This is a genomic window from Arthrobacter sp. Y3221160 (assembly GCF_059092585.1).
Genome location: NZ_JBNHHU010000001.1, coordinates 605,597 through 618,609 on the forward strand (window position 1 = coordinate 605,597; position 13,013 = coordinate 618,609).

Annotated in this window: 6 protein-coding genes; 3 read left to right on the forward strand and 3 right to left on the reverse strand. The window is 64.3% G+C overall.

All coding sequences use genetic code 11. The features are described from left to right. Window positions 1–253: 253 nt before the first annotated feature. Both AC5RWG_RS02805 and AC5RWG_RS02810 read left to right on the forward strand, forming a co-directional pair. A complete protein-coding gene (locus AC5RWG_RS02805; protein ID WP_494022968.1) occupies window positions 254–3,121 on the forward strand; it encodes a GH25 family lysozyme in 2,868 nt (955 codons plus the stop codon). Window positions 3,122–3,163: 42 nt separating this feature from the next. Continuing rightward, window positions 3,164–4,369: a CDP-glycerol glycerophosphotransferase family protein gene (locus AC5RWG_RS02810; RefSeq protein WP_494022967.1), complete on the forward strand. Its 1,206-nt coding sequence runs from the start codon at window positions 3,164–3,166 to the stop codon at window positions 4,367–4,369. On the opposite strand, the gene AC5RWG_RS02815 is transcribed toward AC5RWG_RS02810, so the two are convergent. Next, window positions 4,366–7,809 carry a CDP-glycerol glycerophosphotransferase family protein gene (locus AC5RWG_RS02815; RefSeq protein ID WP_494022966.1) on the reverse strand — a complete coding sequence of 1,148 codons (3,444 nt, stop codon included), beginning with the start codon at window positions 7,807–7,809 and terminating at the stop codon, window positions 4,366–4,368. The two genes, AC5RWG_RS02810 and AC5RWG_RS02815, sit on opposite strands and share 4 nt — an antisense overlap. Next, window positions 7,806–9,008 carry a stealth family protein gene (locus tag AC5RWG_RS02820; protein WP_494022965.1) on the reverse strand — a complete coding sequence of 401 codons (1,203 nt, stop codon included), beginning with the start codon at window positions 9,006–9,008 and terminating at the stop codon, window positions 7,806–7,808. Before AC5RWG_RS02820 ends, AC5RWG_RS02815 begins: the two co-directional genes overlap by 4 nt. A gap of 558 nt (window positions 9,009–9,566) precedes the next feature. Here AC5RWG_RS02820 and AC5RWG_RS02825 point away from each other — a divergent pair. After that, a complete protein-coding gene (locus tag AC5RWG_RS02825) occupies window positions 9,567–11,588 on the forward strand; it encodes an acyltransferase family protein (protein WP_494167091.1) in 2,022 nt (673 codons plus the stop codon). On the opposite strand, the gene AC5RWG_RS02830 is transcribed toward AC5RWG_RS02825, so the two are convergent. Then, window positions 11,589–12,908, reverse strand: a complete 1,320-nt coding sequence (locus tag AC5RWG_RS02830) for a glycosyltransferase family 2 protein (RefSeq protein WP_494073829.1) — start codon at window positions 12,906–12,908, stop codon at window positions 11,589–11,591. Window positions 12,909–13,013: the final 105 nt, after the last annotated feature.

Here is a 13,013-nt window from a genome sequence, read left to right on the forward strand (position 1 = left end):
CGCCGCCCGCCGCCACATCCCGGCGCACCGGCTCCCGCCCGGCTGGCGGCCACGCCGTGCGGAAGGCAGCAGCGCACATTAACGGCCGGCTAACAGTTGGTGACTTTCGTGGAAACGCGCGCCCTCGCTCAGTGTTTCCGCCCCTACGGCTGATAACGTTTAACCCACCTTGAGCCGACGCTTCGCCTTTGCTGACCGGAGGTTGTGGCTCTCTTGACCCGGCCCGTTCGTGCCCTATTGTCCGGAGCATTTCATGCCCAGCTTCCGCAGCCCCGCAGCCTCTCCCAAACGAAACCAGCGAGCCACTGCCCGCGTCGCCAGCGCAACCGCCGTCGTGATGGCGCTGGGCCTCCTGATGGCCCCCGGTGCATCCGCACAGGCCCTGCAGCAGCCAGCACCGGAATCGCAGGCGCCGACACCCGATGGCGCCGCGCTGCAGGCCCCCGCGGCCACCGGGCTGGGAACGGCACAGCCTTCGCCCTCCGATCCGGCGTCCGGCGACTCGTCCGGCAATGAACCCCGGACCGAGGAAGAAACCCGACCTACGCCGGACCTCGAACAACCGGCCGAGGGCCAATCGCCTTCCTCCCCCGCCATCACCCCGGACGAACCAACGGCCCAGCCCTCTCCCGAAACCGGCGACACGACCCTGACGGAAGACGAACCGGAATCCATCGAGGTGCCGGTTGAGGAGCTCAGCCAGGAACAACTCCTTGAGCTCCTGAAGACCCTGCAGGGCGAACACGGCGCCGACATGGGCCAAGGTCTCCAGCAGCGCCGGGAACGCGAGCGGGAGCTGGAACAGCCGGAAGTGCTGGCGGAACTCGACGCCCAACTGGAAGTCCTCGACATTGAACGCACCAGTGTTGCGGCACCTGCGGCGCTCCCCTCCTTCAGCCGCACCAAGTGGAAGCCCAGCGGGGTCCAGGGCATGGACGTCAGCAGCCACCAGCCGAACCTCAACTGGACAACCGAGTGGAACTACGGGGCCCGGTTCGCCTATGTAAAGTCCACCGAGGCCCTGTCGTACAAGAATCCGTTGTTTCCCTCGCAGTACGCCGGTTCCTATAACGTCGGCATGATCCGCGGCGCCTATCACTTCGCCATCCCCAACGTCTCGTCGGGCAAGGCGCAGGCGGACTACATGGTGAACAACGGCGGCGGCTGGTCCGCCGACGGAAAGACCCTGCCGCCCCTGCTGGACATCGAATACAACCCCTATCCGGAACTGGGCAACACCTGCTACAGCATGTCGCCGACGGCGATGGTCAACTGGATCAAGGACTTCTCGAACACCATCAAGGCCCGCACCGGCCGCCTCCCCGCCATCTACACCACCGCGGACTGGTGGAACACGTGCACCGGCAACAGCACCGCCTTCAAGAACCACCCGCTGCACGTCGCGCACTACACCACCGGCACCCCCTGGCTGCCGGCTGGCTGGACTTCCTACGCGATTTGGCAGTACAGCTCCACGGGCCCCTACTCGGGCGACTCGAACGTGTGGCGGGGTTCGTACACCGACCTGCAAAACTTCGCCTACAACCGGACCGCCACGTGGGATCTCACCCAGCGCTACGCCGCACCGGGCGACTTGAACCGGGACGGCAACGGCGACCTGCTTTCCCGCCGGACGGACGGCTCGCTCTGGTTCTACCCCGGCAACGGCGCCGGCGGTTACAAAACGCCTTCCCGGATCGGCGGCGGCTGGCAGATCTACAACCTGCTCATCGGCACCGGAGACTATAACGCAGACGGGCTCGGCGACCTGTTGGCGCGGCAGACCGACGGCTCGCTCTGGCTGTACAAGGGCAAGGGCAACGGGACGTTCCAGCAGCGGGCGCGCATCGGCAGCAGCGGCTGGAACGGGTTCACCCACATTATCGGCCCCGGCGACCTGAACGCCGACGGCACCAATGACCTCCTCGCCCGGCGGTCCGACGGCACGGTATGGCTGTACGCGGCTCCCGGCGACGGCAAGCCCGGGCCACGAAGCCAGATCGGCAGCGGCTGGGGCAACTATGACAAGTTGGTTGCGACCAGGGACTTTAACGGCGACCGGCACATGGACGTCGTGGCATCCAAGGATGACGGCACCCTGTGGCTGCACACGGGAACGGGAAGGACCGGCAGCGGCACCTTCTCTGCAGCCCGCAAGATTGGTTGGGGCTGGGGGTCCTTCGCGGACATCCTTGGAGTGTGGGACAACGACCGGGACAAGAAAAACGATCTCCTCACCATCAGCGCCGGTGGCTCGCTGGGCTTCTACAAGGGCACTCAGATGGTCGATTCCGAAGGCTACAACGCCAGGACGCTGGTCAGCAGCACCTGGAAACAGTTCGACACCGTGGCCACTCCGGGTGACTTCACCGGCGACGGCCGAAGCGACCTGATCGGCCGCAAGCCGGACGGAACCCTCTGGCTGATGCGCGGAACCGGCAAGGGAACCTTCGGCACACCGGAGCGGATCGGGAACGGCTGGCACATCTACAGCTCCATCGTCGGGATCGGAGACTACAACGAGGACGGCAAGAACGACCTCGTGGCCCGTCAGACCAACGGAACCCTTTGGTTCTATGCCGGCACGGGCACGGTCAGCAGTTCCAGCGAAGGCTATAAGCGCCGGGTGAAGATCGGCACCGGCGGGTGGAACCAGTTCGCGACGCTGGTGGGCACGGGCGACGTCAACCGTGACGGCAAGAACGACCTGCTCGGCGTCGGCGCCGACGGAACCGCCTGGCTTTACGCCGGCCCGGGCAACGGCCAGCATGGCTCGCGCACACGTATCGACACCGGCTGGCATTACTCGCAGATTGTCGGCGTCGGCGACTATGACCGCAACGGCACCGTCGACCTGGTGGCCAGCAAGTCCGACGGCACTCTCTGGCTGCGGCAGGGACGCACCGCCAGGACTGCTTCGGGAGCGTGGTTCAACGCCGAGCGGCAGATCGGCAGCGGCGGATGGCAACAGTACAAGCAGATCCTCGGACCCGGTGACACGACCTCGGACAACAAGGTGGACCTGCTGGCCACAACCGGTGCCGGCGCCATGTGGCTCTACCGGGGGAACGCGATGACCAACGAGGGCTATGCCAAACGGCGCAACGTGGGGAAGCTCTAAGCTGTTCAGGTAGGTCCACCCCTCCGACGTCAGGATTCACCGTTGCCCATCGCGTCCCGCCTTCAGCCTCTCGCCGCCCGGATCCTCACCGAGGCCAACAGCGTGCTGACGGAACGCCGCGTGCGAATCCGGCTGGCCGACGCCAACAGGGACGCCGGCAACCGGTTCGACTGCGTCCTGTACTTCGCTGACGGCCCGGACAGTGCCTATCAGGTAAGGCAGTGGCTCGCTCCCATGGCGAAGCTGGCGGAGCGCCACCGGGTAGCGGTTCTGGTCCACCGGCCGGCCACGGCCGCGGAGCTGCTTCCTGATTCCCCGCTGCCGGTGTTCCTTACCAAGGGCATCGCGGAGGTGGAGGCATTCATTGAACGCGCGGGCGCCCGGATGGTGTTCTACGTCAATAACAACCGGGATAACTTCACGGTCCTCCGCCTGCCGGGTCAGGTGCACGTGCACCTGAGCCACGGGGAGAGCGACAAAGTGTCGATGGTCTCCAACCAGCTGAAGGCCTACGACTTCGCCTTCATCGCGGGCCCTGCTTCCCGGGAACGCATCCTCGCCGCCCTGCGGCGGTTTGATGAGTCCCATCTGGTGGAGGTGGGACGGCCGCAACTGGACTTCGCCGCTCCTGCCCCGCAAACCAAGAACGACGGCGGACGCCTCACCGTGCTGTACGCCCCCACCTGGGAAGGGGACCGCCCGGCCATGGCGTACGGCTCGCTGGCCAGCCATGGACGGGAGATTGTCGGCTCCATCCTGGCTGATGCCCGCTACCGGCTGGTCTTCCGGCCGCACCCGCGGACCGGCAGCAGGCTCGGCGCACACCGTGCGGCTCTGCACGAGATCAAAAAGATGATCGTCTCTGCGGAAAAGGAGGAGCCAGCGGGCCACCGGGTGGACACGTCGGCCGACTTTTCAGCCGCCATGGCGGAAGCGGACCTGTGCATCTGCGATATCTCTGCCATGGCCTTGGATTGGCTTCCCAGCCGGAAGCCCCTGCTCATGACGAGGCCGTCGGACCCAGGCGCCCACATTGACGCACAGGGCGTGGCCGCCAAGACCAGGCTCATTGACCAGTCCGAGGCGGCACGAACGCCGGCGCTGCTGGCCGAGGCCGCAGCAGCCGGAATCAGCCCCGACCAGCTGCAGCTGATCGCCCACCACTTCGGCGATACCACGCCGGGCGCGAGCACGGCGCGGTTCGTCAACGCCGTGGGTAGGATCCTCTCGGAACAGCCGGCGCCCTAAGACAGCAAGCGGTCCACCACGCGTCCGGCGGCGTTGCCGTCGTCGCGCGGTGCGTACTTGGCCACAAAATTCTTGAGCCTTAGCTCGCGCGCAGGGTCGCTCGAACGGCTCTCGTCTATCGCGTCGAACAGTTCATCCTCGGTTTGCGTCACAGGCCCGGGCAGTTCGGTGTTGTAGTCCAGGTAGAAACCGCGCAGCGTGTCGCGGTAGTTTTCCAGGTCGTAGGCATAGAAGATGATGGGCCGCTGCAGGATGGCGTAGTCGAAGAAAACGGACGAATAGTCGGTGATGAGGACGTCGCTGGCCAGATAGAGTTCCTGGATTTCGGGGAACTTGGAGACGTCGTAGACGCAATCGCCCGCTTCTTCCGGGATCTTCACCGCGTCGCTGACCAACACATGCATGCGTAGCAGCAGCACGGTGTCGTCGCCGAAGCGGTCTTTGAAGGCTTCCACGTCGAACGGCAGATCGAAACGGAAGCGTCCCGTGCCGGTCGGCTGGTCGTCCCGGAAGGTCGGAGCGTAGAGGACCACACGTTTGCCCTCGGGGATGCCCAGCTTCCGCCGGACGGCCGCGGAGCGCTGCCCGGCGTCGGGTCGCACAAGGATATCGTTGCGGGGGTACCCCAACTCCACAACCTCGCCGCCGTAGCGGAAGGCACTCCTGAACGCTTCCGTAGCATAGGGGCTGGGTGAAAGCAGCGTGGTCCATTGCTTCACCGCCTCGTCCACGCGTGCAATGTAGCCCGGATCCCGGCCGTGCACGGTGTCCAGGTCGTGGACCATCCGCTTGAGCGGCGTTCCGTGCCAGGTCTGGATGAAGACCCCGTCCTTCCGGCGCCGGAAGTAATGCGGGAAATTCTGATTGTTGATCCAGTACTTGGCCTTGGCCAAATACCAGTAGTAGCTCGGCGAGAGCCGCTTGACCACCTTGGTGTAGGGATCGGGCGCCGGGAGCTTGCCTTGGTAGACCCAAACCTTGCGGCGGGTGTCCCCCCGCCGCAGCAGCTCTTCGTAGATATAGCGCGGACTGTCGGCGTACTGTTTCCCAAGCCCGGACTCGAACACCATCAGGTCCGTGTCCATGGGCGTCTTCGAGACCAAGGCGAACATCCGCTGCATGGCCGGGAAGTAGAAGCGGCTGCGTCGGAACCTGCCGAACAGCCGTTCGAACAACTCCGGGTCTATGGCTTTTTTCCACCGCGGGTCAGCGGGGCGGGCTTCCGCTACCGCCTCGAAGATTCGCTGGCAGTTGTTGGTGTCTTGGAAGGTCAGGAAGCGGCGGGAGCGGGCGACGTTCTCGGGCTTGGGGGTGCAGCCGCGCCCCAGCGTGGCCTCCAACTGGTCCAGCACGGCGGACCGGGCAAAAGCAATCTCGCCCGGCAATTCCTCATCCAGGTCCAGGTGGGATCCCTGCGGTCCCAGGAAGCGCTCGCGGTCGAACTGGAAGTAGTGCACCGGTTTCTCAAGAAAACTGAAGTCGAAGCCCACGCTCGAGTAGTCGGTCAGCAGGACAGCGCTTTCCTTGAGCAGGAACTGCACATCCACCTCGCCCTGCGAGATGACACGCGCCGGCGCCCCGGAGAAGTGGTGCCGGAACTGCTGCATGTTCGGATGCAGGCAGAAGATCACCTCGGCGTGGTGCTTCTCCGCCAGGGCACGCAGTCGTTCGTCGTGGAGCAGCGTGTTCCACTCCTGGAAGTACTCGGACTCTTCGAACTCGTCCGGATTCTGGAGCCAGTCCCGCCACGTGGGAATGATCAGGATCTGGTTTGGCCGCACCGACACATCGCCGGCGAAGAGCGCGTCAAACCGTGACAGGCCGGTCACCAGCACGTCCTTGGGCGGATAACCAAAGTCGCTGACGATGTATTCTTTTTCCCGCTCGGAGCTCACCATGAACAGGTCGGTGTCGAATCCGGGAGCTTTTTTGCCGTAATTCGGGACCATCCACTTGGTGCCCATCACCCCGTGCTGCAGGAACACCTTGACGCCGCCCACCGCCTTGCGGAACTGCGGGAGCCACGTGGGGTACAGGAAATCGGGATGGTGCGAGCCGATGAACCGTTCGGCCCGCAAGGCCAGCTCGAAATGTTCCTTGGAGCGGTAATTCACCACGTGGTCCAGCCCGTCCAGGTTGCGAAGGTCCGGCGACGCAGGGTCGATCACGTAGTAGGTGTCGATCTCAGGGTGCTCCCGCCGCATGTAGCGGAAGAAATGCAGTCCGGTGTCTTGGGCCTTGTAAGGCCGCTCCCCCACCAGCCAGACCGGCTTGCGCTCCGTCCGGGCCTCCGGCAGCCGGCGCTTCCGGGTCTGCTCCCGCAAGAATTCGAAGGCGTCGGTATCCAGGAGTTCAACGTGGAAAGACGTGTTTTTCGCTTTGAACGTGTAGTAGGGCGTGATGGCCAGGGTTTTGTCTCCCCGCTTTTGCCATCCGGGACGGGTGAGTTTACGCGTCACGTATCGGGTACGTCCCACGCGCGTACGCTGTGGCTCGGTTGCGCCTACCGCACGGATTTGGAGCCAGGCGTCCAAAATCTCGTCGCGCGCCAATTCTTCATTGGGGACGGCGCGCAAGTCCAAGCGGGCATGCACCTTGTACCGCCGAAGCCCGTATTTGCGCCGGGTCGCCTCGGAATCCACCACGAAAACGGCGGTTGACGTGTAGCGGGCTCCACTCTCACGCCCTAGCAGCATCAACTCCACTGCTTCAGCCTCACCGTGGCGGGTGACCAGCGTTGCCCGCAGGTCCACCCTTCCCCTGTGGACAGTCAACCGGTGGACGTAGACGGCGTTATAGGGCTTCAACGGCCGGTTCACCGCCAAGGACAGCAGCCCGTGCCGGTTGATGTACGGCTCAAAGGTGCTCCCTTGAACCAAGACCCGGCGGAGTGAGCCAACTTCGGTTTCCGCGAACCGTCCGAATGACGCCCACGCCGTCATGATGTCGTCGCGCGCCAACGACCCGTCCGCCAACGCGGATTGAATGTCGGCGTACCGTTTTCCGTTAGCCTCCGTCAGGACCGTGGCGGCCGGATCACCGTCGAGGATGTTGGTGCTGAACTTCGGCAGGTCCTTGGCCGCCGCCCGGAACTGGACGAAGAGACCCAGGATTTGGCCGTCCTCGCCCTCCGGGAGTGGTATTGCCGCGTACGCAAGGTCCGTCAAATCAAGCTGGACGTCGTAGCTGCGGCTTTCCCTTCCTGCTGTGGCGGGGACCTCGGTTACGTCCGCCACCTTGGTCCAGTTGCCGGCCGCATTCTTGCTCCACAGGGAGGCAGGTCGGAGTTTGGTGGAAACACTGAACCGGGCATGCAGAACCGGGCCCCGCTGGTCCAGGCGCAGCGAATGAAAGTCCACCCTCGCCGTCCCGCCGCCTTTGCGGGCGCCCCTGCGGGCAACGGATACTGCGCCCCGCAGGGCGCCGGAAGCTGGTGTCATGACTTTTTGCTTTCGAAGGAACTAGCGACGGGGAAGTATGCGTTCAGGAAACCGCGGGTCAGTGCGTCCACCTTTCGGGTGTTTATTCCGGTGCTGTCTATCTCGTTGAGGCAGAACACGTCTGCGTCCTGGCGCCGCAGCAATCGCAGCAGCTTTGCCTGGGCCGACGGCTCGTTGATGTCACAGTAGCGGTAGGAGAGCTTCCCCGGAACGGCCGCACCGATGGCGAAACCGTAGTAGTGCGCCAGCGAGGACGCCACGGAGAGGTCAGCTGGATCCCTGAATCTGCTGTGCTGCGTCCGCCGCATCTCCTGCGCATGTTCCTGTTCCAGCCGCGACAAGGTGCTGACCCGCTGCGGATGGGCGGCATGTTGGAACTTTCGTTCAACTGTGCGTCCGAAAGCCGCTTCCAGCAGTGCACGGTTGTTCTTGGCCGCGCTGTCCACGGGCAGGTCCTCCGCCGAGCGCGGCTGGTAATCGACGGCCTGCTCGGACAGGAAGAACTTGGCAAGTCCGCTCCCGTGGAAGAACAGCTCCGGATCCACCGGCCGCCCGAAGAACACGTCGTCGTTCAGGTAGAGGAAGTGTTCGCTCAGGCCGTCTATGTGGTGCAGCTGGGACTCGATGGCGTGCGAGTTGAACGTGGGCAGTGCTGTGGGGTCGGAGAAGATGTCCCGGTGATCGACCACCGTGATCCGGCTGCTGGAGGTATCCAGCCACGGCGGCGTCTGTCCCGCCGTCACCAGATAAACGTGATTCACCCAGGGGGCGAAGTAATCGAGCGACCGGAGCGAATAGCGCAGCTCGTCGCGGGAGGCGTAGCGCGCCTCATTGGCTGCCGTCTTGTTGCGCAGGCCTGAGTCGTCGCCGGCCTGCGCCTTGGCCTTGCTGCGCAGCCACTGCGGGTCGTCGCCGTCCACCCAGGTGTAGACCACGTCCACGGGGAAACCAACCGAGGTAAGCAGGTCCAGCTCGGGCAGCCCGGCCTCGCGCGGCACCAGCGTCACACCCAGGTGCGGGCCGCTCAGGAGTCTGCTGCCGTGTCCCACCGCTTCGAAAACCACAGAAGGCGAGGGCGGCCATCCGTCGGCGATCGGGCGGGTTTCTCCGTCGGCCCGGACATAGAAGGGGCGGGTGCCGGCGGCGTCGGCGATCGCTTCCGCGGCGGAAAACCACTGGCTGGCGGGGAGATCTATCATGGCGGGGATCCCCGCTTGGGTGCGCAGCACCCTGTGATCCACCTGCGCCTGCTCCAGCGCACGTCTAACGAGGGCGCAGGTGTCCGCCGCCACCTCGCGTGCTGAAAAGCGGTCGACGCTTGGAAAACCAGCGGCCGGAAATGCGGCCAGACGCGGCCGTGGCGCGGTGGGGCGGGGAGCGGTCAGCGCCTGCAACGTATTCCGCGGGGTGGTGCCGCGGCTAAGTGCCCGGAAGGCAGCACGGATAACACTCTGCGGAACAACTGCCGCTGCACGGCCCTTGAGTCCGACGCGCATGGGCTCCTTTCACGCAGCATTTTTCGCTGCTCCACGGCCACTGGTGGCGCCGCGGTGCGGCGGCACAACTGGAATAGCTTAGCAAGCTGGCTGAGGATTAGCTGAACGGCGCTGCCGCTGCCCGGCACGGGGAACGATGGCGTTCGATAGACTAGCGGCTGTCGTTCCGGCGCAACTTTCAGGAGCAAGACCATCGCTGTAGCAGCACCGCCTCGCACCGCCGCCTCGCCGAAGAAAACCGGCAAGGACCTTCGGCTTGATATCCAAGGGCTTCGGGCCATAGCCGTGGCCCTGGTGGTCATTTACCATCTGTGGCCTGAACGGTTGACCGGCGGTTTCGTCGGAGTCGACGTCTTTTTCGTCATCTCTGGCTTCTTGATCACCTCCCATCTGGCCAAGCGGCCACCGCTGGACTGGCAGGGGCTGGCAGCCTTCTGGGGACGGCGCATCCGCCGCCTCCTGCCGGCCGCTTTTGTTGTCCTCGCCGCGACCGCCGTGGCGTCGAGGCTGGTGGCCCCGCCGACGCAGTGGGGGTCGATTGCCAAGGAAATCATTGCCTCGGCGCTGTATGTGCAGAACTGGGCTTTAGCCGGTAGCTCCGTCGACTATCTGGCGGCAGAAAACGCCCCTACTCCGACCCAGCATTTCTGGTCCTTGTCGGTAGAGGAGCAGTTCTACCTGTTTTGGCCGGTCCTGGTCTTCGGGGTGTTTTGGGTAGCGGCAAAACGAGGACTGAACGCACGCCGCCTGCTCTTCGGCGCGGTGACCGCCGTCGTGGTCCTTTCTCTGGCGTTCTCCATCGCCGCAACTGCTTCTGAACCGGGCAGCGCGTATTTCATCACCCCCACCCGTATGTGGGAACTGGGTCTTGGCGGCCTGGTGGCCTTGGCTGCGCCGACCTTGGTGCCATACGTGCCGCAGGTTTTCCGGACCGTCTTGGCGTGGCTCGGCCTCGCGGCAATCGTCGGGGCGGGCGTCCTCTATACCGGGTCCACGCCCTTCCCCGGATATACCGCGTTGCTGCCGGTCTTGGGGACGGCCTTCGTGATCCTCGCTCACGCTGAGGGCAGGTTCTCCCCCACTGCCCTGGTGCGAAACCGCCCGGTTCAGTGGCTCGGTGAAGTTTCCTACTCGGTTTACCTGTGGCACTGGCCCCTGATCGTTCTTCTGCCATACGTCAGCGGCGGTGAACTGGGCTGGCTCGACAAGTCGCTGATTCTGGTTGCGACGCTGGTGCTGGCAGGACTCAGCAAGACCTTCGTTGAGGACCGTTTCCGGTTCCCATCCGGCAAGAAAGGCCTGGCGCCCACCTACCGGTTCGCGGCGGTGGGCATGGTGCTTCTCACGGCAGTGGGCAGCCTGCAATTGGTGGAAGTCAGCCACCGCACGTCACAGGCTGAACAACAGCTCGCTGCCACGGTCAAGAATGGTGATCCCTGTTTTGGTGCCGCCGCCATCGCCAAGGGGTTTGACGAATGCGTCCCGGACCCCCATGCGCCGGTAGTACCCGAGCCATCGCTGGCCAAAGACGACAAATCCGACGCCTACGCCGACGGCTGCTGGTCGAACCAGCCGTTTACTGACCGCCCTGTATGCACGTATGGGGACGGGCCAACGAAAGTCGCGCTGGTCGGAAACTCGCACGCCGGGCATTGGCTCCCGGCCCTGCAGGTGCTGGCTGAACGGAACGACTGGACTGTCTCCACGTACCTGGTGTCAAGGTGCAACCCGACCTCGGTGCCCCTCCAGTTCGATACCGAGGAAAAGACCGCCAACTGCCTCGCCTACGGCGAGTGGGTACTGGATGAAACTTCCGGCGATGCCTTCGACCTGGTCATCACCTCGGAACGCCAGTCCGTGCCTGTCCAGGGGGAATCGTGGGACACCACCGAAGCTCCCGCCGTCGAGGGCTACCGGGACTATTTGTCCCGTTGGGCCGACAGCGGTGCCAACGTCGTGGTGATCAAGGACCCGCCGTTCCCCGGCAACACCATCGATTCGATTCCGGACTGCCTCGCCGAGAATCCGGGAGCCCCCCAGGAATGTGCGAGTACGCCGGAAGAGTGGCATTGGATGGATCCGGTCACCACTGCGGCCCTCGAACTAAACCATCCGAAGATTCGCGCCGTTGACATGGATGGCTACTTCTGCGTGGACGGTTCCTGCCCTGCCGTTGTGGGATCGGTCGTCACGTACTTTGATGCCTCGCACATCACCGCCACGTACGCGCAGACCCTGGCCCCGTATCTGGAACGCCCCATCCTTAAGGCTTTGCGCAACTAGTCAGCCGCGGAGGTCCAGGCTCAAATTGCCGTGCACGGTGGCATAGGGCCGCTCCCCCTTTGCCCCCTGCGGCAAGGCTGCGTCGGGGGCCACGCCAATTCGCCTCTGGCTCCCAGTGCGGCCTTCGCGGGACAACTCGCCGAAGGCGTCGACGATGGTCCCGCGAAAGCCCGCCAGCACACTTTCGCTGATGTCGAAGTCAAACCGGCCGCGGCCTGCGGCCTGGACATCCGGGATGGACACTTCTTTGCTGCCATCGCGGGTGCGCAGGATGATGGAGACCCGGTCGGCCGGCGAGTCCACCTCCAGCGTCATCGTCAGTCGACTGTCGCTCCACGCGCTCCCGGAGACCCGGGGATCCACCTCAAGTTCCTCTTCCTGGCGGCAATTCTCAATCATGGCCGTGACGTCGCGTCCGCGGATGATGGACGTTTTGCGCTGCATCGTCACGGGCAGCGAGGAGACCAATTCCTCGGGGACATAGGTATCGACGAAGTCGGCATGTGCCATCACCCAGCGCCGCTGGGTGTCGTCCGACATCTTCAGGTACCGGTGCGGTTCGTAGATGCGCAGGCACTTGCGCCGGTAGAGGTCGAGCACCAAGAGTCGGGCCAGTTCCGGGTCAGGGGCTCCGGACAGGAGGATCTTGGCGATCTCCCCCACCGACCACGTATAACCTTCCGGGATCGTGGCAGCGCTGCTGATATTGGCCCCGTCAGTGCGTGTACGGATGAAGTAGTAGTCATAGTCCGCTAGGACCGAGATCCTCTTTGCTTTCAGGTAGCACTGGGAAATGACCATTCCGTCTTCCAGCCGGACCTTGTCCTCGTGAAAGCGGATGCCGTTCTCCACCAAGAGGTCCCGCCTGATCATCTTTTGCGGCGACAGTGACCGGAGTATGGTGCGCAGGTCTGCGTCTACGACCGTTTCCCGGAACAGCGCGCTCTGCACACGGCGGCCGCCAATGCCCACCATCTTGGGCACCAGCACATCCGTGCCGTTCCGGTCGGCGAACTCCACCATCCTGCGCAGGGCCTGCGGTCCAAGCTTGTCGTCGGCGTCGCAAAAGAACACGTAGTCGGCGTCTGTGCTGGCCATGCCGACGTTGCGGGGCTTACCGGGCCATCCGCTGTTCTGCTGGTGGATAACGCGCATGTTGCCCATCCGCTGGGCATAGGCATCAAGGATCGCGCCGCTGGAATCCGTGGAGCCGTCGTCGACGGTAATGATTTCGAAGAGCTCGGGAGCCAGATCCTGGGCTTCGAGGGAGTTGAGCAGTTCAGTCAAATACGGCATGGCGTTGTAGACCGGAATGATCACGCCGACCCGTGCGCTCGAAGCGCTCCCCGAGGGGCCAGTATCCCGATTCGATTCTTCCGAGTCTCTCGCCCGGGTCGTCAGTTTGCGGGCAACGCCCGAAAGCCT

Bases quoted from the DNA above. Each gene is read 5' to 3' on its own strand.
- AC5RWG_RS02805 (WP_494022968.1), top strand. From the start codon at position 254: ATGCCCAGCTTCCGCAGCCCCGCAGCCTCTCCCAAACGAAACCAGCGA.
- AC5RWG_RS02815 (WP_494022966.1), bottom strand. From the start codon at position 7,809: ATGACACCAGCTTCCGGCGCCCTGCGGGGCGCAGTATCCGTTGCCCGC.
- AC5RWG_RS02820 (WP_494022965.1), bottom strand. From the start codon at position 9,008: ATGATAGATCTCCCCGCCAGCCAGTGGTTTTCCGCCGCGGAAGCGATC.